We start from the raw sequence: 21,088 nt of genomic DNA on the forward strand, positions 1-21,088 counted from the left end.
CACGACCCGCCTCCGTCGCGTAACCACCGGCGCGCTGGACCCGTTGGAGGGGGCATGGGCTTCACGATCGGCGGCATTCGCGAGTTGCGATCTGGGCGGCGCGGCCGCTCCTCGGACTGCACGGCGGTGGCCGAGTTCACCGGCCTGTGGGGGTGGGACGTCGCCCCCGGCGCACGGGCGGTCTCGGGCGCCTGTTCCTGCGGCAGGACGACCTGTGACGCGCCCGGCACGCACCCCCTCGACTTCGCTCCCCTGGTGCACGCCGGCGCCACCCTCGACGAGGTGAGCGAAGCCTGGGCCGAGCACCCCGGCGCCTCCATCATGCTGCCGGTCGGCCGCTCGTTCGACGTGATCGAGGTCGCCGAGTCCGCCGGGCGGCACGCGCTGGTCCGGCTCGAACGCATGGGCCTGCCGCTCGGCCCGGTGATCGCCACCCCCGAGGGCCGCGCCCACTTCCTCGTCGCGCCCGGGGCCGCCGCCGAGCTGCCGCAGCTGCTCTATCGCATGGGCTGGGACGACCCGTCCGCCCTCGACCTGCGTGGCCTCGGCCCCGGCGCCCACATCACCGCCCCGCCGTCCGACCGCGGTGGCCTCGGCCCGGTCCGCTGGCTCCGCTCCCCCGCCCTCGACTCCGCGACGAGCCCACCGGCCGCGCGGCTGCTGCTGGGCACCCTGGCGTACGTGGCACACCGGTCGCGGGCGTAGCCCGCTCACTGTCCGGCCCGCCGCCCTCAACATACGGCGAAGCGCCCGTCCCCCACTGCACCTGGGGGCGGGCGCTTTCGTCATGACGGCCTAATGACGGCCTACGGACATCCGCAGGCGATGGTGGTCAGTCGCCGATCAGGGCGTCGACGAACGCCTCCGGCTCGAACGGCGCCAGATCGTCCGCGCCCTCTCCCAGGCCGACGAGCTTGACGGGGACGCCCAGCTCGCGCTGGACCGCGATGACGATGCCGCCCTTGGCGGTGCCGTCCAGCTTGGTGAGGACGATGCCGGTGATGTCGACGACCTCGGCGAAGACGCGGGCCTGGACCAGGCCGTTCTGACCGGTGGTGGCGTCGAGGACGAGCAGGATCTCGTCCAGCGGCGCGTGCTTCTCCACGACCCGCTTGACCTTGCCGAGCTCGTCCATGAGGCCGGTCTTGGTGTGCAGTCGGCCGGCGGTGTCGATCAGGACGACGTCGGCGCCCTCCTCGATGCCCTCCTTGACGGCGTCGAAGGCGATGGAGGCCGGGTCGCCGCCCTCCGGACCGCGCACCGTCCGGGCCCCGACGCGCTCGCCCCAGGTCTGGAGCTGGTCGGCGGCGGCGGCGCGGAAGGTGTCGGCGGCACCGAGGACGACGTTCTTGCCGTCGGCCACGAGGACCCGGGCCAGCTTGCCGGTGGTGGTGGTCTTGCCGGTGCCGTTGACGCCGACGACCATCACGATGCCCGGCGTGTCGAGCGGCGAGTCCGTGTTGACCGCGCGGTCGAACTCGGGGACGAGGATCGTGAGCAGCTCCTCCCGCAGTAGGGAGCGCAGCTCGGCCGGGGTCCGCGTGCCGAGCACCCGGACGCGCTCACGCAGCCGCTCGACCAGTTCCTGGGTGGGCTGGACGCCGACGTCGGCGGTGAGGAGGGTGTCCTCGATCTCCTCCCAGGTCTCCTCGTCGAGGTGCTCGCGCGACAGCAGGGTGAGCAGCCCCTTGCCGAGCGCGTTCTGCGAGCGGGAGAGCCGGGCGCGCAGCCGTACCAGACGGCCGGCGGTCGGCTCCGGGACCTCGATCGCGGGAATCTCCACGACCGGGGGTTCCTCGACGGCGACGGGCGCCGTCGCCGAGGCGTCCGGGAGGTCCACCTCCTCGATGGTTCGGCGCGGTTCGTCGCGCGGGGTCTCGGCCTCGTCGCCGACGTGCGGCTCGGCCGGGGGCGCGGTGATGTCGGGTGCGGTGGGGGGCGCCGGGGGCAGCGGCTTCTTCCTGCGGCTGCCGACGACGAGCCCGCCCAGCACGCCGAGCACGACCACGGCGATGACTACAGCAAGGATGAGGATTTCCATAACGGGACCAGTATGCGCGACCACCCCCCGCCGCGTTCGATCGCCGTACGGGGCCACACCGGCCCGCCACACCCCTGGATACCTGACGAGGCGTCAGCTAACGTCCGCCTCCACATCCGTCCGAAGGGGGTTCCCATGCCCGTCACGGTCGTCCGTTTCAATCTGGTCGAGCCCGGTGCCACGCGTGCCGCGCTGGGGGCCCGCTACCGGGCCGCCGTGGAGATGGCGGCGTACGCCGACGAGCGGGGCATCAGCACCGTGCAGACGGAGGAGCACCACGGGGTCGAGAACAACTGGCTGCCGGCGCCGTTCGTGTTCGCGGGGGCGGTGTTCGGGGCGACGCGGCGGATCGCGGTGACCGTGTCGGCGGTGATCGGCCCGCTCCACGACCCGCTGCGGCTGGCCGAGGAGATCGCCGTCCTGGACCTGGTGAGCGGCGGGCGGCTGGTGACGGTGGCGGGGATCGGGTACCGGCCGGAGGAGTACGCCCAGTTCGACGTGGACTGGAAGCGCAGGGGGAGGCTCCAGGACGAGGTGCTGGAGACTCTGCTGCAGGCGTGGACCGGCGAGCCCTTCACCTATCGGGGGCGCACGGTCCGCGTCACCCCTCGGCCGGCCACCGAGCCGCATCCGTTGCTGCTGGTCGGCGGCTCGTCGAAGGCGGCGGCCCGGCGGGCGGCCCGGCTCGGACTGCCCTTCTTCCCGAGCGCGCACCTGCCGGAGCTGGAGGCGTACTACAAGGAGCGGCTCGTGGAGTACGGCACCGAGGGCTGGACGATGATGCCCGCGGCCGAGACTCCGCTGCTGCATGTGGCGGAGGATCCGGACCGGGCGTGGGCCGAGTACGGCGGGCACTTCCTGCACGAGGCGCGGACGTACGCCTCGTGGCAGTCGGCCGGGATCCGGTCGGCCGTGCGGTCGGGGGCGACGACGGTGGACGAGCTGCGCGCCGAAGGCGTGTACCGGATCGTCACGCCGGACGAGTGCGTGGCGCTGGGCCTCGACAACTACGTCCTGCATCCGCTCGCGGGCGGGATGCCGGTCGAGGAGGGGTGGCGGGGGCTGCGGCTGTTCGCCGAGCGGGTGCTCCCCCGGCTGGACGGCTGACCGTCCCGCCCGGTGCGGACACACCGTCGCCCCGGTCCGCTCAGTGGTCGGGCCGGGGCGACGGCGGGGCACGAGGAGCGGGGCAGCGGGGACTTGGCCCTGCTCCTCGGGTTCGGGGGCCTGCGTCTCAGCCCATCTCCTCCAGAGACTTGCCCTTCGTCTCCTTGACGAACTTCAGGACGAACGGGATGGAGAGCGCGGCGAAGACCGTGTAGATCACATAGGTCGCGGAGAGGTTCCAGTCGGCCAGGGACGGGAAGCTCGCGGTGATGGCCCAGTTGGCGATCCACTGCGCGGAGGCGGCCACTCCCAGGGCGGCGGCGCGGATCTTGTTCGGGAACATCTCGCCGAGCATGACCCAGACGACCACACCCCAGGACAGGGCGAAGAACAGGACGAAGACATGGGCGGCGACCAGGGCGACCCAGCCCTGGGTGGCCGGGAGCCTGCCGTCGACGAGGTCGTAGGAGAAGGCCCAGGCCTCCAGCGCGAGGCCGAGGAGCATGCCGACGGAGCCGATGAGGGCGAGCGGCCTGCGGCCGACACGGTCCACGAAGATCATCGCGATGACCGTGCCGACGATGTTGATGATCGACGTCGTGAAGGAGTAGAAGAACGACTCGGTCGGGTCGACGCCCACGGACTGCCACAGCGTCGCGGAGTAGTAGAAGGCGACGTTGATGCCGACGAACTGCTGGAACACCGACAGGCCGATGCCGACCCACACGATCGGCTTGAACAGGAGGCTGCCGCCCAGCAGGTCCTTGAAGGACGACTTGTGCTCGCGGCGCATGGCCGACTCGATCTCGGCGACCCGTGCGTCCAGGTCGACACCGTCGCCCTCGACCTCGGCAAGCACCTCACGGGCACGCTCGCGCTTTCCGACGGAGATCAGGAAGCGGGGGGACTCGGGGATGGCGAAGGAGAGCAGGCCGTAGAGGACGGCAGGGACGACCATGACGCCGAGCATGACCTGCCAGGCCTCCAGGCCCAGCAGCTCACCGCGCTGGTCGCCGTCGGCCGCGTTGAGGATTCCCCAGTTGACCAGCTGCGACACGGCGATGCCGACGACGATCGCGGCCTGCTGGAACGAGCCGAGCCGTCCCCGGTAGGCGGCGGGCGCGACCTCGGCGATGTAGGCGGGGCCGATCACCGAGGCCATACCGATGGCGAAGCCGCCGACGACGCGCCAGAAGGCGAGGTCCCACAGCGCGAAGGGCAGCGCGGAGCCGACGGCGCTGACCGTGAAGAGGGCCGCCGCGATCTGCATGCAGCGGATCCGGCCGATGCGGTCGGCTATCCGGCCGGCGGTGGCCGCGCCGATGGCGCAGCCGATCAGCGCGATGGCGATCACCTGGGCCAGGGCTGTGGAGCCGATGTCGTAGCGGTCCCTGATGGCTTCGACGGCGCCGTTGATCACGGCGCTGTCGTAACCGAAGAGGAAGCCGCCCATGGCGGCTGCCGCCGCGATGAAGATCACGTGCGAGAGATGCTCGGGATGGGCGGCCCGGGCTCCTGTCGTCGATGCCTGCGCTGTGCTGGTCACGTGGGGGGACCTTCCGCTCTGAAGGTAAAAACAACGTTGCAGAGACTATGTCTTCAAGTTTCGAAGTCAAGAGGGGGTCGAGTGAAAGCGATTGCCCACATTGGAGGAGTGGATGCGGAGATTGGGTTCAAGTATTGAAGAAATGGCAACCGTGGCAGCAGAGTTAGGGTCCCGAGGCAACCACGCGCTCGGACCCCGTCTACCCCGACGTGAAAACGGTTAACGCAGCCGCTGGCTGATGACCTTCGACACACCGTCGCCCTGCATTGACACGCCGTACAGCGCGTCGGCGACCTCCATCGTCCGCTTCTGGTGCGTGATCACGATGAGCTGGGACGCCTCCTGCAACTCCTGCATGATGCGGATCAGCCGCTGGAGGTTGGTGTCGTCGAGCGCCGCCTCGACCTCGTCCATCACATAGAACGGGCTGGGCCGCGCCTTGAAGATCGACACCAGCATGGCGACGGCGGTCAGCGAGCGCTCGCCCCCGGAGAGCAGCGACAGCCGCTTGACCTTCTTGCCGGGCGGACGGGCCTCGACGTCGACGCCGGTGGTGAGCATGTTGTCGGGGTCGGTGAGGATCAGCCGTCCCTCACCACCGGGGAAGAGCCGGCTGAAGACGCCCTCGAACTCCCGCGCGGTGTCCCAGTAGGCCTCCGTGAAGACCTGCTCGACCCGCTCGTCGACCTCCTTCACCACCTGGAGCAGATCGGCGCGGGTCTTCTTGAGGTCGTCCAGCTGCTCACTGAGGAACTTATGCCGTTCCTCCAGAGCCGCGAACTCCTCCAGCGCCAGCGGATTGACCTTGCCGAGCTGCTGGTACGCCCGCTCGGCCGCCCTGAGCCGCTTCTCCTGCTCGGCGCGGTGGAACGTCCTCGGCTGGTTGCGGGGATGCTCCGGGTCCTCGGGGAGCGCCTCGCCCTCGGCGGGCGGTGACGGCGGTACGAGCTGGTCGGGGCCGTACTCCCCGACCAGGCCCTCCGGTTCTACGCCCAGCTCCTCCAGCGCCTTGGTCTCCAGCTGCTCTATCCGCAGCCGCTTCTCCGCGCCGAGCACCTCGCCCCGGTGCACCGAGTCCGTCAGCTTGTCCAGCTCGGCCTTGAGGTCGCGGCCCTCGATGCGCGCCCGCGCCAGCTCCTGCTCCCGGCGCGCCTTGGCGGCGTCGGCGGCGGTACGTTCCTGCTCGGCTCGGACCAGGGAGACCTCGACGTGCGCGAGCAGCTGCCGGGCGCCGGAGGCGAGGGCCTCGGCCACGGCCGCCTCGTGCCGCAGCCGTGCCCGGCGCTGCTCGGCCCTGGCCCGCGCCTCCCGTTCGGCGCGCGCGGCCCGGTCCAGCGAGTCGGCGCGTCCGGCCAGCCCCTTGACCCGCTCCTCGTGCGTACGCACCTGGAGCCGGGCCTCCATCTCGGTCTGCCGCGCGTTGGCCCCGTCCGCCGCGAGCCGGTCCCGTACGGAGGTGTCGGGCTCCTCCTCGACCGGCATCTCCTCGGCCACGGCCAGCCGCTCGGCCAGCTCCTCGGCCTCTTCGACGGCCCTGTCGAGCGCCTCCTGGGCCCGTGCGGCCGCGGCGGTGGATCGCTCGGCCTCCCCCGCGGCGCCCCGCGCCTGCCCGGCGAGCCGCCCGAGCTGCTGGGCGACCGCCGACTTCTCCCGCTCGGCCGCCCGGCGCCGCTCCCCCAGCTCCTCCACGAGCGCGGCCCGCTCCCGGCGCTGTTCGACCGCGGCCTGCTGGGCCTCGGCCAGCTCCTCGCACCGTACGGCCAGCTCCTCCAGCTCCGCCGCCGCCTCGTCGACGGAGGCCTGCACCTCCAGGAGGCTGGGGGCGCCCGCGGAGCCCCCGTGCGCGAAGTGGGCGCCGAGCAGGTCGCCCTCGGCGGTGACGGCGGTGAGATCGGGGCGCGCGTAGACCAGGTCCTCGGCGTCCTCCAGGGTGCCGACCACGACGATGCCGTGGAGCAGCCGGCGTACGGCGGGCATGAGGTCGGAGGGGCCTCGGACGAGGTCGGTGGCGAAGTGGCCGGAGGGGGGCGCCGCGAGGGGGCGGCCGTGGTCCGCGGGGCGGTGGTGCGCGCGTGCGGCGGGGCCTTGGTTCGCGGGTGCGGCGGGGCCGTTCGGGCCGGTCTCCTCGCCCCTCGGGGCCGCGGAGTCCTCCGGTGCTCCCGCCAGCAGGAGGGAGGCGCGGCCCGCGTCCTGCTTGCGGAGCAGCCGGATGGCCTCGGCGGCCGCCACGGGGCTGGTCACGGCGATCGCGTCGGCCGCCGCGCCGAACGCGGCCGCCAGGGCGACCTCGTGGCCGGGCGTCACGGTCAGCAGTTCGGCGGCCGGGCCGAGCAGGCCGCCGAGCCGGTCCTTCGCGGCGAGCAGGGCGCCCGTGCCGTCCTTGCGGCGCAGGCCCAGGGCGAGGGCCTCGTGGCGGGCCTGGGTGGCGGCGCGGCGGCGCTCGGCGGCGGTGGTGGCCTCGCGGGCGGCGGTGAGCGCGGTCTCCGCGTCGGCGAGGGCGCGCTTGGCGGTCTCGTGCCGCTCGGCGAGTTCGGTGTCGTCGGCGTCGAGGCCGTCGACCTCGGCCTTCAGCGCCTCGTACTCCTCCTGGGCGGCGACGGCGCGGTCCTGCGCCTCGTCGCGGGCGGCGGCGAGGCGGTCGATCTCGGCGCGTGCGGAGGCGGCGCGGGAGCGGGCGGCGTTGACCTGGCCGCCGAGGCGGGCGAGGCTCTCGCGGCGGTCGGCGATGGAGCGTGCGACGTCCTTCAGGCGCCGTTCCTCGAGGGCCAGCTCCCGCTCCAGGTCGGCCCGGTGGGCGACCGTGTCCTCCAGGGCCCGCTCGGCGGCTTCGAGTGCCGCTTCGAGCTCGGCCTCCTGCTCCCGGATCCGGGCGGCCTCGCGCTCCATGTCCTCGGGGTCGCGCCCGCGACGCTCCTCGGGCGGGGCGGAGGTGGCGCTCTTGACGCGGGCGTCCGCGAGGGAGATCGTGCCGCGCACCCGCTCGGCGAGCTGCGACAGCTCGTACCAGGTCTCCTGGGCCCGTTGGAGGCGCGGGGTGAGCCGGCGCACCTCGTCCTCCAGGACGGCCTCCCGCTGGAGCGCCTTCTTCAGCTCCGTCTCGGCGGCGTCCTTGCGCTGCTTGAGCGCGGCCTCGTCGGCGATCTCGTTGCTGAGCGCCTGGCGCAGCCGGACGAGGTCGTCGGCGAGGAGGCGGAGGCGGGCGTCGCGCAGGTCGGCCTGGATGACGGCGGCTCGGCGGGCGACGGCGGCCTGGCGGCCGAGGGGTTTGAGCTGGCGGCGGAGTTCGTCGGTGAGGTCCTGGACGCGGGCCAGGTTGGCCTGCATGGCGTCCAGCTTCCGCAGCGCCTTCTCCTTGCGCTTGCGGTGCTTGAGGACGCCGGCGGCCTCCTCGATGAAGGCGCGGCGGCCCATGGGGTCGGCGTGCAGCACCGAGTCGAGCTGGCCCTGGCCGACGATGACGTGCATCTCGCGGCCGATGCCGGAGTCGGACAGCAGTTCCTGGATATCGAGGAGCCGGCAGGTGTCGCCGTTGATCTGGTACTCGCTGCCGCCGTTGCGGAACATGATCCGCGTGATGGTGACCTCGGAGTACTCGATGGGCAGGGCCCCGTCGGAGTTGTCGATGGTCAGGGACACCTCGGCGCGGCCGAGCGGGGGCCGCCCGGTGGTGCCGGCGAAGATGACGTCCTCCATCTTGCCGCCGCGCAGCGACTTCGCGCCCTGCTCGCCCATGACCCAGCTGAGCGCGTCCACGACATTGGACTTGCCCGAACCGTTCGGCCCGACGACGCACGTGATGCCCGGCTCGAACCGGAGCGTGGTGGCCGAGGCGAACGACTTGAACCCGCGGAGGGTCAGGGCCTTGAGGTGCACGGCGCTGGACTTTACCTCTCGGCCTTGTCTCACTCCATGAGCGCGCGGTTTCGCCCATGAACACGCAGGGCACATCAGACGTTAAGAGGGTGGGACAACTTTGAAGCGCGGGGGAAGAAAGAAGGGACGCCTCAGGAAGGCGTCCCTTGCAGATCTGACAACTTAGCGGTTGATACGGGCGGCCCAACCACTGCTGTCGTAGTGGTGCGATGCGATGCAGTGATCAGGTGAGCGCAGGCTCCGCCTGGTGTGCGTCGATGCTCTCCATAAGCGAGTCGTGAGAAGCGGCAGCCGTCAGCGCGTCGTTCTCGGCCTGGATCCGTACGAGCTCGGATTCCAGGTCCTGGACACGCTGCTGGAGCCGTCGCATCTCGGCGAGGAGTCGCGGGTCGGAGCCGCCGACGTAACCGAGAAGCGCCTTTGCCATGATGGATGGTCCTCCACACTGAGTGACCGACCGAAGCGGTGTGGGTCGTGAGGGAATCGCACCCGTGGTGCTTGGCACTGTTGAGTTTTTGCTGCCGTTCTCCATGCCAAACAGCTAAGGTGCGCGGGGCTTTCAGCGTCTCACCAAAAAGTTTGACGGTCAACACGATCACGCCCCGTATTGGCGGGCATCCCGGTGGCGCGCGGTCCTGAGCGGGCGGCGCTGCGGCTGTTCCGGGGCCTCTCCTGGCCGTGAGGGCGAGGGGGATCATCCTTGTCGCGGAGCTTGCCATGACGGCACCTTCTTGGCAACCACCTGCACATTTCTGTTCTGTACATGCACCTGGCATATGCCGGTGGCTCACCTTGCCCCTCTCGCCCGCCTCGCCTCGCGGCCGGCGTCAACGGATGGCGAAGCCGTCGTAGCCACCGCGGGGTGTGTCCCAGATCTCGGTGACGCCGTCCACGCGCCCGGGCGTGTCGTCACTCTGGAGCCACTCCAACAGCCCTTGACACGCTCTCCGGGAGCCCTCGGCGACCACCTGCACCCGTCCGTCGGCCAAATTGAGAGCAAAACCACTCAGGCCCCCGATCTCCAGGGCCCTGGCCCGGGTGAACCAGCGGAAACCCACACCTTGTACCCGTCCGCGCACCCACGCGACCAGTCGCACATCCTCGCTCATGAGTGCACGCTAACGGGCCAATGTCTCCTGGGTCTCACCCTCCCCTGGCGCCATGCTGTACCGTCCCCACCCAATGAATCTCATATGAAACTCACTCCTTCGTGTGGGATTCGTGAAGACGACGATCACAACGTTGACAGCACCCCCCAACGTTGACGTAGGGACACCGCAAGGACGAGGAAGGCCAGAACATGGGACGCCACCGACGCTCCGCCGCCGGCCGCGCCGCCAGGGGCCGCGCCACCGGGGTCACGAACACGGGCTTCGCCGCCGAGGAGCCGCACTACGGGCCCGAGAACCTGTACGGGTTCGCCGAGTTCCTCGAGGCCGACGCCCAGGCCGCGTCGCGCGGAGGCGGTTCGCGTCGTCGTAAGAAGAAGGCCGTGACGCCCGTGAAGACGGGTCTGCTCGGCGTCTCCGCGGCCGTCGCGATAGGCACCGCCGCGGTGGCGACCGGGGTCCTGCCGGGCGGCGACAAGTACACCGTCAGCGGTGGCAGCAGCCCCGACGCCGTGGTGCCCGCCGGGTCGCCCACGGGCGCGCCCGCCCAGCAGGGCGGCACGGACGGAGCCGCGCAGCAGCGCGAGGACCAGTCCACGAGCCGCGACGCCGAGCGCGAGGCCTCCCCGTCGGGGACGCCGGCCCCGTCGAAGACGCCGTCCGAGAAGCCCGAGAAGAAGCCGGAGAAGGACTCGGGCTCCAAGAAGACCAAGGAGCCGTCCGCCAAGCCCCCGAAGCAGAAGGAGGAGAAGACCACTCCTCCGGGGCAGATCTCCGCGGCGACCCAGGCCGAGGCGGCCGTCCTCCAACTGGTGAACGAGGAGCGGGCGAAGGCAGGCTGTGACCCGGTCGCGGCGGACAGCGCGCTGGCGAAGCTGGCCGAGGTGTTCAGCGAGGACATGGCCCTGCGCAGCTTCTTCGACCACACCGACCCCGACGGCAAGGACCCCTGGGACCGTGCCGCCGCCCTCGGGATCACCGGCCTCGGCGGCGAGAACATAGCCCGCGGCCAGGCCACCGCCGAGGCGGTCATGGAGGCCTGGATGAACAGCCCCGGCCACCGCGCGAACATACTGAACTGCGACTTCAAGACGCTGGGCGTGGGTGTGCACCTGGGCGACGGCGGCCCGTGGTGGACCCAGGATTTCGGTTACTGAACCAACCCTGCGAGCGCCTTCCGGGCCCCGCCTCACGCCTCCACAGGTCGAGCAAGCGCTAACCATGAGTTAGTGCAACCTTATGGTTAGCGCTGCTTCGGAGTATTCTCGGGGTATGGAATCAGCCGCGCAGACCGCCGTGACACCCGCGCAGGCCTGCGCGGACGCGGACGACCGGGACTTCGACGACCTGGCTTTCGACGTCTTCGCCAGGAACTGTCCCTCCCGGGGCACCCTGGAGCACGTCACCGGCCGCTGGGGTGCGCTCACGCTGGGCGCGCTGCACGAGGGGTCGCTGCGCTTCAACGAGCTGCGGCGGCGCGTCGACGGCGTCAGCGAGAAGATGCTCTCCCAGACCCTGCACGCGCTGGAGCGCGACGGGCTGGTCCACCGTGAGGCCCAGCCCACGAACCCGCCGCGTGTCGACTACACCCTCACTCCGCTCGGCCACGAGGTCTCCGAGCGGCTGCTCTCCCTCATCGTCTGCGTGGAGGAGCGCATGGAGGACGTGCTGCGGGCGCGGGCGCGCTACGACGAGGCCCGCGGAGCCCGCTGACACGTCGGGCAGAAGTAGCTGGAGCGGTTCATCCAGGGCCGCCGCCGCATCGGTGTGGCACAGCGGCGGCAGGGCAGCCCCTCGCGCCCGTACGCGTCCAGTGAGCGGTCGAAGTACCCCGACTCGCCATTGACGTTGACGTAGAGGCTGTCGAAGCTCGTGCCGCCCACCGAGAGGGCCGCGTTCATCACGTCCCGTACGTGGCCGAGGAGTTCGGTGGTGCGGGGGCGGGTGAAACCGGCGGTCGGGCGTTCGTAGTGGATCCGCGCGCGCCACAGCGCCTCGTCGGCGTAGATGTTGCCGACCCCGCTGATCAACGACTGGTCGAGCAGGGCCCGTTTGATGGTGGTGCGCCTGCGGCGCAGCGCCTGGTGGAACGCCTCCGCGTCGAACAGCGGGTCCAGGGGGTCGCGGGCGATGTGCGCGATGACGTCCGGCAGACCGTCGGGGGTGGTGTCGTGCAACGACAGGCCGCCGAAGGTGCGTTGGTCGACGAAGCGGAGTTCGGTCCCCAGGTCGTCCGCGAAGCGGACCCGGATCCTCAGGTGCTTCTCGTCGGCCGCGTCGTGCGGCTGTACGAGCAGTTGGCCGCTCATGCCGAGGTGGGCGAGGACGGCGGTCCCGGTGTCCGCCACGGGCAGCCACAGATACTTGCCGCGCCGGCTCGGCTCACCAATGCGGTGCCCTTTGAGCCGGTGCGCGAAGTCTTCCGGGCCGGCCAGATGCCGCCGGATCGCCCGCGGGTGCAGCACCTCGACGTCGGCGACGGTGCGCTGGGCGACCCACCGCTGCAGTCCCCGCCGGACGACCTCGACCTCGGGCAGTTCTGGCACGGGGTCCTCCGGAGGGTGAGCCGAGAGAGGGTGGGTTGTTGTCGTGGAGTGGCTGCGGGTGCGTTGTGGTCGCTCGCGCAGTTCGCCGCGCCCCTGAAAACCATGGGGCACCCGACGCTTTCAGGGACGCGGGGAACTGTGCGACCAGCCGAAAGACGGGTCGCGCCCGACGACGTACGGAAGCCGCCCCCTCACCCCCAGCGGGGGTACGGGGGCGGCAGCCCCCGAAGAGGGGGCACCGAACAGTCAGGCCGACGCGGCGTCCGAGGGCGCGCCCTCGGTCTCGGCGGCCCGCGCGGCGGCCTCCGCGGCCTCCGCGGCCTGCGTCGCCTCCGCCGCCGCCTTCGCCCGCTCGTCCGCCGCGGCGCGGATCGCACGCCAGGCGGACTCGGCCGCCTGTTGCTCCGCTTCCTTCTTGCTGCGGCCGGTGCCGGTGCCGTACGAGACGCCTCCGACGCGGGCGGCAGCGGTGAAGGTCTTCTCGTGGTCGGGGCCGGTCTCCGTGACCAGGTACTCGGGTACACCGAGCCCCTCGGTCGCGGTGAGCTCCTGGAGACTGGTCTTCCAGTCCAGGCCGGCACCGAGATTCGAGGACTTCTCGATCAGCGGGTCGAACAGGCGGTGCACCAGCTCCGCCGCCGAGTCCAGTCCCTGGTCGAGATAGACCGCACCGATCACCGCTTCGAGGGTGTCGGCGAGGATGGACGCCTTGTCCCGGCCGCCTGTGCCCTCTTCACCGCGGCCGAGCCGGATGAAGGAGCCGAGGTCGAGCCCACGGCCCACCTCCGCCAGCGCACGAGAGTTGACCACCGCGGCCCGCAACTTGGCCAGCTGGCCTTCGGGCAGGTCGGGGTGGGTGCGGTACAGCGTGTCCGTGACCACGAGGCCGAGGACGGAGTCACCGAGGAACTCCAGCCGCTCGTTGGTGGGCAGACCGCCGTTCTCGTACGCGTACGAACGGTGGGTGAGTGCGCGCACCAGAAGGGCGGACTCGAGCTTGTAGCCGAGCCGCCCTTCCAGAAGCGTGTGGGACGAGGCTGTGGTGTCCGCCTTTTTCTTGGCGTTGGTGTCCGCCTTGGCGTCAGACATGGAGCCTCTCACCAGCCGCTCAGACCTCGAGGACCTGGCGCTTGTTGTAGGTGCCGCAAGACGGGCACGCGATGTGCTGCTGCTTGGGCTCGTGGCAGCGCTCGCACGCAACCAGGGTGGGGACCGCAGCCTTCCACTGCGACCGGCGGTGGCGCGTGTTGCTGCGCGACATCTTCCGCTTCGGAACAGCCACGGCTACTTCTCCTGCTTCTCGTCGACGCCAGGTTCGGCGCCGCTCATCTCGTCCTTCTCGCCATCTTCGAGTGAACCGGCGAGTCCCTGCAGTGCCGCCCAACGGATGTCGACGGCGTCATGGTGGTGGTCCGGGTCGTCCGCGAGCCGCGCTCCACATTCGGAGCACAGGCCGGGGCAGTCGTCCTGGCACACCGGCTGCATCGGCAGTGCGAGCACCACCGCGTCCCGCAGCACGGGCTCGAGGTCGAACAGGCCGTCCTCGAGGAAGAGCCTGTCCTCGTCGTCCTCGGCGTCGGTGTCGGGCTCCGCGATCACGCGGCCCCGCTCGTCGGCGTCGGGGTACGAGAACATCTCCTGGAAGTCCGCTTCGAGCTCCAGCTCCAGCGGCTCCAGACACCTTACGCACTCCCCCTGGGCCTTGGCACGGGCGGTGCCTGTGACGAGCACCCCTTCCATGACCGACTCCAGGCGGAGTTCGAGTTCCACCGGGGCGCCTTCCGGCACTCCGATGACGCTCTTGATCCCCAGATCCTTGGGAGCGTCGACCGAACGCGTCAGGCGCTGCATCGCACCCGGCCGCCGGCCCAGCTCGTGCGTGTCGAACACGAGGGGGTTGCGGTGGTCGAGACGGGCGTTCAGAGCCATGTCAACTTTCGATCTTCGAATCCGGGGGAGGGCGCGGCCCCGGTGTTCCGGGCAGCGCACGATCGCGGGCGTCTTCTGCGGACAGCATGAACGCACGCGCGACCGAACAGCCAGGATACTGGACCTTTCGCTATCGGCCCAATCCGCTGTCAGCGGCCCTGCTCGTAGCGCCGCAACTGCTCCGCGGTGATCATCGTGGTGTCGAAGAGACTCGTCTCGTCGAGCGCGTTCGCCGGGGGCTGCGCGTACCCCTGGTGACCCTGCTGGTCCTGGTGCTGCTGATCCAGCTGCTGCTGGTCCAGGTGCTGCTGGTCCAGGTGCTGCTGGTTCGGGTCGTACGAGGGCTGCTGCGGGTAGCCCACGGCGTACGGGTCGGCCTGCTGGTACCCGTAGGGGTCCGCCGCCTGCTGGGGCTGGGCGTACTGCTGCTGGTAGCCGCCGTACTGGTCCTGGTGGTAGGCCGTCGCCCCGTAGGCGTCCTGCTGCGGGGCGTAGGGCGACTGCTCCGGGACCTCACGGGACCGGTCGGCCGGGTTCTGGGAGAAGGCGGCCAGCTCGGCCAGGTAGTCGGCGTCGCTGGTGGGCCTCGGGGAGGTGCCGTCGTCGTTCAGGGCGAGGGCGCCGAGGTCGTCGGTGGCGATCCGGCCGTGGAGCTTCTGGCGGCCGCGGCCGACGGCCTCCAGGGTCTTGGCGAGGACGGCCTCGAAGGCGCCGAGCTTGGCGTCCACGTAGGCGTCCGCGTCGCGGCGGAGGGTCTCGGGGTCGTGGCTGCGCTCGGGGGCGTCCTCGTCCTCGTAGCCCTGCTCGTCCAGGCCGGGGCCGGTGCCGAGGAGCTTCTCGCGGCCGCGGCCGACCGAGCCGAGGGTCTTGGTGAGGACGACCTCGAAGTTGGCGAGCTTGGAGTCGACGTAGTCGTCGGCCTCGGCGCGGATGTCCTCGGCCTCCTGGCGGGCCTCGGTGAGGATGCGGTCGGCCTCGTTCTGGGAGCGGCGGGCGACCTCGGTGTCGGAGATCAGGGAGCCGCGCTCGGCGTGGGCCGACTCGATGATCCGCTCGGCCTCCTGGCGGGCCCGCTCGACCATGTGGTCGCGGTCCCCGATCAACTCCTGGGCCTGGGCGAGGGAGTCGGGCAGGGCCGCGCGCAGCTCATCGAGCAGCGAGAGCAGTTCGGCGCGGTTGACCACGCATGAGGCCGACATGGGCATGGATCGGGCGCCGGAGACCACCGAGACGATCTCGTCGAGCTTCTTCTGCACGTCCACCGTGTGGTCCACCGTGTGCTCGCCACTCTCTACAGCTGTGTTGGAGACGGTCGGATCGACTGTACGGCCAGTGGAGGACCACCGGACACCGGGTGGCGCGGACACCGGGTGGCGCGACCGGTCCCGCGCGGGCCCCGCGACAGGGCCCCCGCGGCAAGGCGCCCTAGTCGCGGCGCAGGCGTTCGGTCAGGGCTTCGAGGACGACGGGGGGCACCAGGTGGGAGACGTCTCCGCCCCAGGTGGCGACCTCCTTGACCAGGGAGGACGACAAGAAGCTGTAGGTGGGGTTGGTGGGGACGAAGAGGGTCTCGATGCCTGAGAGACCGATGTTCATCTGGGCCATCTGCAGCTCGTAGTCGAAGTCGCTGACGGCGCGGAGGCCCTTGACGATGGCGGGGATGTCGCGCTGCTTGCAGAAGTCGACGAGGAGACCGTGGAAGGCCTCGACCCGTACGTTCGCGTACTCGGCGGTGACCTCGCGGATGAGGTCGATCCGCTCCTCCACCTCGAACAGGCCCTTCTTCGACTTGTTGATCATCACCGCGACATAGACCTCGTCGTACAGCTTGGAGGCGCGGCCAATGATGTCGAGGTGTCCATTGGTGATGGGGTCGAACGACCCGGGACAGACGGCGCGGCGCACTTGGGATCCCTCGCTCTCCGGTCCGGTCATCGTGCGTCTTCGCACGTAGAGGCGGCGCGACCGTACCAAAACGTTCCCTCGCCGTAACGACGGGCCCGGAGCGCTTCGAAACCGGTCGGCCAGGCGAAGTCACCGCCTCTGGTGCTGCGCTCCACGGTGACGAGCGCTTCCTCAGCGAGCCAGCCTCCCGTACGGAGTGTGAGCAGGATCTCCCGAAGATCGTCGTCCGGGACGGCGTACGGAGGGTCCAGGAAGACGATGTCGTACGGCTCCTGGGGCGCCGGGCCCTGGATGATCTGTTCCGCTTTGCCCGACCTCACCTCGGCGCCGGGGAGGCCGAGCGCTCTGACGTTGTCGCGGACCGTCCGGACCGCGCGGGCGTCGGCCTCGACGAGGAGGGTGTGGGCCGCGCCGCGGGAGAGGGCCTCCAGGCCCACGGCTCCGGAGCCGGCGTAGAGGTCGAGGACGCGTTCGCCGTCGAGGGGGCCGCCGAGGAGGGCCTGCCAGGTGGAGAAGAGGCCCTCGCGTGCGCGATCGGAGGTGGGGCGGGTGCCGTTCCCTGGCGGGACGGCCAGGCGGCGTCCGCCGGCGGCGCCGGCGATCACGCGGGTCATCTTGGGTCCTTGGAGGAGGGGGCGGCTACGACTCCAGTCTGTCAGGCCGGGAGGCAGGGGCGCCTGCCCTCGGTGTGGGGTGAGGGTGAGGCCACAGCTGCAACCGGCCCTGCCCTGCGGCCCTGTCGTCAGCCTCGCCCGTGCGGCCCTCCCCTCAGCCCTTCTCCAGGTACTGCTCCCTCTCCTCGTCCAGGAGGGCGTCCAGGGCCGTTCTCAGGCCCGGGAAGGACTCCAGGTCCGGGTCGGCGGCCACCACCGACGCCGCCTCCTCCCTCGCCTCCGCGATGATCTCCTCGTCGTCGATGACGGTGAGCATGCGCAGGCTGGTGCGGGCGCCGGACTGGGCCTGGCCGAGCACGTCGCCCTCGCGGCGCTGTTCGAGGTCGATACGGGAGAGCTCGAAGCCGTCGAGGGTGGAGGCGACGGCACCCAGGCGCTGGCGGGCGGGGCTGGCCTCGGGCATCTCCGTGACGAGGAGGCAGAGGCCGGGGGCGGAACCCCGGCCGACGCGGCCACGGAGCTGGTGGAGCTGGGAGACGCCGAAGCGGTCGGCGTCCATGATGACCATCGCCGTGGCGTTCGGGACGTTGACGCCGACCTCGATGACCGTGGTCGCCACCAGGACCTTGGTCTCACCGGCGGCGAAGCGGCGCATGACCGCGTCCTTGTCGTCCGGGTGCATACGGCCGTGCAGGACCTCGACCTGGAGGTCGCGCAGAGGGCCCTGGGTGAGCTGGTCGGCGATGTCGAGGACGGCGAGCGGCGGACGCTTCTCGGCCTCGTCCTCCGGGGACTTCTTGCTCTTCCCCGTGCCCGTGTGTTCGTCGATGTCGTCGCCGATGCGGGGGCAGACGACATACGCCTGGTGGCCGTTCTCCACCTCCTCGCGGACCCGCTCCCAGGCGCGGGCGAGGAAGTGCGGCTTGTCGGCGGCGGGGACGACATGGCTGGCGATCGGCGAGCGGCCCGCGGGCAGTTGGTCGAGGACCGAGGTCTCCAGGTCACCGAAGACGGTCATGGCGACCGTGCGCGGGATGGGGGTGGCCGTCATGACGAGGAGGTGCGGCGGCTGCTTGCCCTTGCCCCGCAGGGCGTCGCGCTGCTCCACGCCGAAGCGGTGCTGTTCGTCGACGACGACCAGGCCCAGGTCGTGGAACTGCACCTTGTCCTCGATCAGTGCATGGGTGCCGATGACGATGCCGGCCTCGCCGGTGACCAGGTCGAGGAGCGCCTGACGGCGGGCCGCCGCGCCCATCGAGCCGGTGAGCAGCACCACCTTGGTGGCGTGCTCGGCGCCGCCCAGCATGCCGCCCTCCGCGAGCTCGCCCATCATCTCCGTGACCGACCGGTGGTGCTGCTGGGCGAGCACCTCGGTCGGCGCGAGCATGGCCGCCTGCCCACCGGCGTCCACCACGGCGAGCATGGCGCGCAGGGCCACCATTGTCTTCCCGGAACCCACCTCTCCCTGGAGCAGGCGGTGCATCGGGTGTTCCTTGGCGAGGTCGTCGAAGATCTCCTTGGAGACCTTCTGCTGGCCCTCGGTGAGGGTGAACGGGAGGCGTGCGTCGAAGGCGGTGAGGAGGCCGTCCGGGGTGGGGCGGCGGGCCACGGCGGGGAGTTGGGCGTCGGTGTGCCGACGGCGGGCGAGGGCGACCTGGAGGACGAAGGCCTCGTCCCACTTGAGACGGTCCCGGGCGCCCTCGATGTCCGCCTTGGTGTGGGGGCGGTGGATCTTCAGCAGGGCCTCGGGGAGGGGGACCAGGCCCCGGCCCGCGCGCAGGGCGTCGGGGAGCGGGTCCACGGCTTCCTGGGCGCTCGGCAGAACCGTCTGCACCGCCTTGGCGATCTTCCAGGACTCCAGCTTGGCGGTGGCCGGGTAGATCGGGATGAGGGCGCCGGCCCAGCTGTCGACCGTCTCCGACACGTCTTCGCCGCGCAGCAGTTCGTACGCGGGGTGGGCCAGCTGGAGGCGGCGGTTGAAGACGGAGACCTTGCCGGCGAAGAGGGCACGGGTGCCGGGGAGGAGCTCCTTGTGGGGTTTGTGCACGCCGTTGCCGAAGAAGACCAGCTGGAGGCGGCCGCTGCCGTCGGTGATGGTGACTTCGAGGCGCTGGCCCTTGCCCCGGGGGGCCTTGGCGGAGGCGAAGGTGTGCAGGCGGGCGTCGGCGACCTGGGCGACCACCGTGACGTGCTCGTCCATGGGCAGGTCGGCGAGGTGGGTGAGCTGCCCGCGCTCCTCGTACCTGCGGGGATAGTGGTGCAGCAGGTCTCCGACGGTGTGCAGGCCGAGGTGCTCGGCCATCACCTTCGCGGTGGCGGCGCCGAGCGTGTTCTTGAGCGGTTCTTCGAGCGCGGGCACGAGATCCATTGCACACCACGGCACTGACAATCCCGTATACGTCCTTGAAATCCGCTGGTCAGGCGGGTCGTTCGCGCCTAGGATGGCGCACTCCCGGGCCTCTAGCGAAGGCCCCTGCCGCCTCCCGTCCGCGGTCGCCGTCACGTGGGACCGCCCTACCCCGCGCCGTCGCCCGACCCCACCCCACCGGCGCTGCGACGATGGACTCAATGACCTCACAGTCATCCCAGGCATCCCAGACTCCACAGTCACCTCACACGTTCCAGGTCGATTTGCGTGGCCTGGTGGATCTGCTCTCGCACCACCTCTATTCCAGTCCGAAGGTCTACCTGCGCGAGCTGCTGCAGAACGCGGTGGACGCGATCACCGCGCGGCGGGCCGAGGAGCCCGACGCGCCCGCCCGGGTGCGGCTGTTCGCCGAGGGCGCCGCGCTGCGGGTGGAGGACTCCGGCGTGGGACTCACCGAGTCCGACGTGCACAGTCTCCTCGCGACGATCGGCCGCAGCTCCAAGCGGGCCGACGGGCTGCAGGAGGTCCGCTCGGACTTCCTCGGGCAGTTCGGCATCGGGTTGCTGGCGTGCTTCGTGGTCGCCGAGCGCATCCGGGTCGTCAGCCGCAGCGCCCGCACGCCCGACGCGGCGCCCGTGGAGTGGACGGCGACCGACGACGGCTCGTACACGGTGCGGACGCTGCCGGACGAGGCGCGCCCCGAGCCGGGGACGACCGTGCATCTGGTCGCGCGGCCGGGCGCGGCGGAATGGCTCTCGCACGCGCGCGTGCTGTCGCTGGCGCGGGACTTCGGCTCGCTGCTGCCGTACGACGTCCGGGTCGGCGAGGAGGCCGTCACGGATCTGCCGGCGCCCTGGGACCGCCCGTACCCCTCCCCCGCCACCCGGCGGGTGGCCCTCGCGCGGCACTGCCACGACCTGTTCGGGTTCACCCCGTTGGACGCGATCGAGCTGGACGTGCCGCTGGCCGGGGTGCGGGGCGTGGCGTACGTGCTGCCGTCCGCGGTCAGCCCGGCGCAGCGGGTGGGCCACCGGGTGCATCTGAAGGGCATGCTGCTCACGGAGCGGGCCGAACAGCTGCTGCCGGAGTGGGCGTTCTTCGTGCGCTGTGTGCTCGACACGGACAGTCTGCGGCCCACGGCGTCCCGCGAGTCGCTGTACGAGGACGAGACCCTCGCGGCCGTCCGGGAGGCGCTGGGCGAGCGGATCCGCGGGTGGCTGACCGGTCTCGCCGCGGGTGATCCGGAGCGGCTCGCGGCCTTCCTGTCGGTGCACTACCTGGGGGTGAAGTCCCTGGCGCGGCACGACAAGGAGATGCTGCGCACGATGCTGCCGTGGCTGCCCTTCGAGACGACCGACGGACGGCTGTCCCTGGAGGAGTTCGCGCAGCGGCACCCGGTGGTGCACTTCACGCGGACGGTGGAGGAGTACCGCCAGGTCGCGCCGATCGCCTCCGCGCAGGGCGTCGGGGTGATCAACGGCGGTTACACGTACGACAGCGAGCTGGTCGAGGCGCTGCCGTCGGTGCGCCCGGGCACGATGGTCGCCGAGTTGGACGCCGACACGGTGACCGCTCATCTGGACGCGCCCGACCCGGACGAGGAGCTGGCGCTGGCGGGCTTCCTGTCGGCCGCGCGGGCGAAGCTCGACCCCCTGGGCTGCGATGTCGTTCTGCGGGCGTTCCATCCGCTGTCGGTGCCCGCGCTGCACCTGGACGACCGTTCCTCCCGGCACGAGCAGGCCCGCGCGGAGGCCGAGGAGCAGGCCGACGACCTGTGGGCGGGCATCCTCGGCTCGCTGCGCGGCACTGCCCCGCGCGCACGGCTGGTGCTGAACCACCTCAACCCGCTCATCCGGCGGATCGGTGCCCTGCGCGATCCCGAGCTGATCGGGACCGCCACCGAGTCGCTGTACGGGCAGGCCCTGCTGATGGCGCAGCGACCGCTCAGGCCGGCGGACTCGGCGCTCCTGAACCGTGCCTTCATAGGCCTCCTGGAGTGGGCCACGCACAGCGAGACCGGGCCCGGGGAGGGCGGCCGACCGTGAGGGAC

The 21,088-nt window shown here is 71.2% G+C and carries 18 protein-coding genes; 5 read left to right on the forward strand and 13 right to left on the reverse strand.

Features of this window, described 5'->3' with window-relative positions; all coding sequences use genetic code 11:
• Positions 1 to 54 precede the first annotated feature (54 nt).
• The gene (locus M8J73_RS29335; RefSeq protein ID WP_055542320.1) at positions 55 to 705 is read left to right on the forward strand and encodes a bifunctional DNA primase/polymerase; all 651 of its coding nucleotides are present in this window, start codon (positions 55 to 57) and stop codon (positions 703 to 705) included.
• 127 nt (positions 706 to 832) lie between these two features.
• Here the strand turns inward: M8J73_RS29335 and ftsY are convergent, their stop codons facing one another.
• Positions 833 to 2,041 carry a signal recognition particle-docking protein FtsY gene (gene ftsY / locus M8J73_RS29340; RefSeq protein WP_249829281.1) on the reverse strand — a complete coding sequence of 403 codons (1,209 nt, stop codon included), beginning with the start codon at positions 2,039 to 2,041 and terminating at the stop codon, positions 833 to 835.
• Positions 2,042 to 2,176: 135 nt separating this feature from the next.
• Between ftsY and M8J73_RS29345 the strand changes: the two genes are divergently transcribed.
• Positions 2,177 to 3,148 carry an LLM class flavin-dependent oxidoreductase gene (locus M8J73_RS29345; RefSeq protein ID WP_055539137.1) on the forward strand — a complete coding sequence of 324 codons (972 nt, stop codon included), beginning with the start codon at positions 2,177 to 2,179 and terminating at the stop codon, positions 3,146 to 3,148.
• 127 nt (positions 3,149 to 3,275) lie between these two features.
• Here the strand turns inward: M8J73_RS29345 and M8J73_RS29350 are convergent, their stop codons facing one another.
• The 4 genes from M8J73_RS29350 to M8J73_RS29365 all read right to left on the reverse strand — a co-directional run bounded on the left by M8J73_RS29350 (position 3,276) and on the right by M8J73_RS29365 (position 9,676).
• Positions 3,276 to 4,694 carry a sugar porter family MFS transporter gene (locus tag M8J73_RS29350; RefSeq protein WP_055539138.1) on the reverse strand — a complete coding sequence of 473 codons (1,419 nt, stop codon included), beginning with the start codon at positions 4,692 to 4,694 and terminating at the stop codon, positions 3,276 to 3,278.
• 219 nt (positions 4,695 to 4,913) lie between these two features.
• Positions 4,914 to 8,567 (reverse strand): SMC hinge domain-related protein, encoded by a 3,654-nt coding sequence (locus tag M8J73_RS29355; protein WP_249829282.1) that lies wholly within the window; start codon positions 8,565 to 8,567, stop codon positions 4,914 to 4,916.
• Positions 8,568 to 8,790: 223 nt separating this feature from the next.
• A complete protein-coding gene (locus M8J73_RS29360) occupies positions 8,791 to 8,994 on the reverse strand; it encodes a hypothetical protein (RefSeq protein WP_009327638.1) in 204 nt (67 codons plus the stop codon).
• A 400-nt stretch (positions 8,995 to 9,394) separates the two neighbouring features.
• Positions 9,395 to 9,676: an acylphosphatase gene (locus M8J73_RS29365; RefSeq protein WP_055541364.1), complete on the reverse strand. Its 282-nt coding sequence runs from the start codon at positions 9,674 to 9,676 to the stop codon at positions 9,395 to 9,397.
• A 191-nt stretch (positions 9,677 to 9,867) separates the two neighbouring features.
• Here M8J73_RS29365 and M8J73_RS29370 point away from each other — a divergent pair, with 191 nt between their 5' ends.
• On the forward strand, positions 9,868 to 10,833 hold the full coding sequence (locus M8J73_RS29370) for a CAP domain-containing protein (RefSeq protein ID WP_055541363.1): 966 nt from the start codon (positions 9,868 to 9,870) through the stop codon (positions 10,831 to 10,833).
• Positions 10,834 to 10,948: 115 nt separating this feature from the next.
• Entirely contained in the window at positions 10,949 to 11,389 is a 441-nt protein-coding gene (locus M8J73_RS29375) for a winged helix-turn-helix transcriptional regulator (RefSeq protein WP_079055106.1), read from the forward strand.
• On the opposite strand, the gene mutM is transcribed toward M8J73_RS29375, so the two are convergent.
• The 8 genes from mutM to recG all read right to left on the reverse strand — a co-directional run bounded on the left by mutM (position 11,362) and on the right by recG (position 19,038).
• Entirely contained in the window at positions 11,362 to 12,222 is an 861-nt protein-coding gene (gene mutM / locus M8J73_RS29380; RefSeq protein WP_055541362.1) for a bifunctional DNA-formamidopyrimidine glycosylase/DNA-(apurinic or apyrimidinic site) lyase, read from the reverse strand. The genes M8J73_RS29375 and mutM overlap by 28 nt on opposite strands.
• A 246-nt stretch (positions 12,223 to 12,468) precedes the next feature.
• Positions 12,469 to 13,311, reverse strand: coding sequence for a ribonuclease III (gene rnc, locus M8J73_RS29385; RefSeq protein WP_055541361.1), 843 nt, complete (start codon positions 13,309 to 13,311; stop codon positions 12,469 to 12,471).
• Between the two features lie 19 nt (positions 13,312 to 13,330).
• Entirely contained in the window at positions 13,331 to 13,504 is a 174-nt protein-coding gene (rpmF, locus tag M8J73_RS29390) for a 50S ribosomal protein L32 (RefSeq protein WP_003951102.1), read from the reverse strand.
• 2 nt (positions 13,505 to 13,506) lie between these two features.
• Complete coding sequence (locus M8J73_RS29395) at positions 13,507 to 14,151, reverse strand: YceD family protein (RefSeq protein ID WP_055541360.1); 645 nt, start codon at positions 14,149 to 14,151, stop codon at positions 13,507 to 13,509.
• A gap of 149 nt (positions 14,152 to 14,300) precedes the next feature.
• Entirely contained in the window at positions 14,301 to 15,413 is a 1,113-nt protein-coding gene (locus tag M8J73_RS29400) for a F0F1 ATP synthase subunit B (protein ID WP_206187974.1), read from the reverse strand.
• Positions 15,414 to 15,576: 163 nt separating this feature from the next.
• Positions 15,577 to 16,056 carry a pantetheine-phosphate adenylyltransferase gene (gene coaD / locus M8J73_RS29405; RefSeq protein WP_055512574.1) on the reverse strand — a complete coding sequence of 160 codons (480 nt, stop codon included), beginning with the start codon at positions 16,054 to 16,056 and terminating at the stop codon, positions 15,577 to 15,579.
• Between the two features lie 26 nt (positions 16,057 to 16,082).
• Positions 16,083 to 16,715 carry a 16S rRNA (guanine(966)-N(2))-methyltransferase RsmD gene (gene rsmD, locus M8J73_RS29410; protein ID WP_274757674.1) on the reverse strand — a complete coding sequence of 211 codons (633 nt, stop codon included), beginning with the start codon at positions 16,713 to 16,715 and terminating at the stop codon, positions 16,083 to 16,085.
• Positions 16,716 to 16,824: 109 nt separating this feature from the next.
• The gene (recG, locus tag M8J73_RS29415) at positions 16,825 to 19,038 is read right to left on the reverse strand and encodes an ATP-dependent DNA helicase RecG (RefSeq protein WP_249829283.1); all 2,214 of its coding nucleotides are present in this window, start codon (positions 19,036 to 19,038) and stop codon (positions 16,825 to 16,827) included.
• A gap of 200 nt (positions 19,039 to 19,238) precedes the next feature.
• Between recG and M8J73_RS29420 the strand changes: the two genes are divergently transcribed.
• Positions 19,239 to 21,083, forward strand: a complete 1,845-nt coding sequence (locus M8J73_RS29420) for an HSP90 family protein (protein WP_249829284.1) — start codon at positions 19,239 to 19,241, stop codon at positions 21,081 to 21,083.
• The last annotated feature ends 5 nt before the right edge of the window (positions 21,084 to 21,088 follow it).

The sequence above is a fragment of the Streptomyces neyagawaensis genome (assembly GCF_023516595.1).
Classification (GTDB): domain Bacteria; phylum Actinomycetota; class Actinomycetes; order Streptomycetales; family Streptomycetaceae; genus Streptomyces; species Streptomyces neyagawaensis.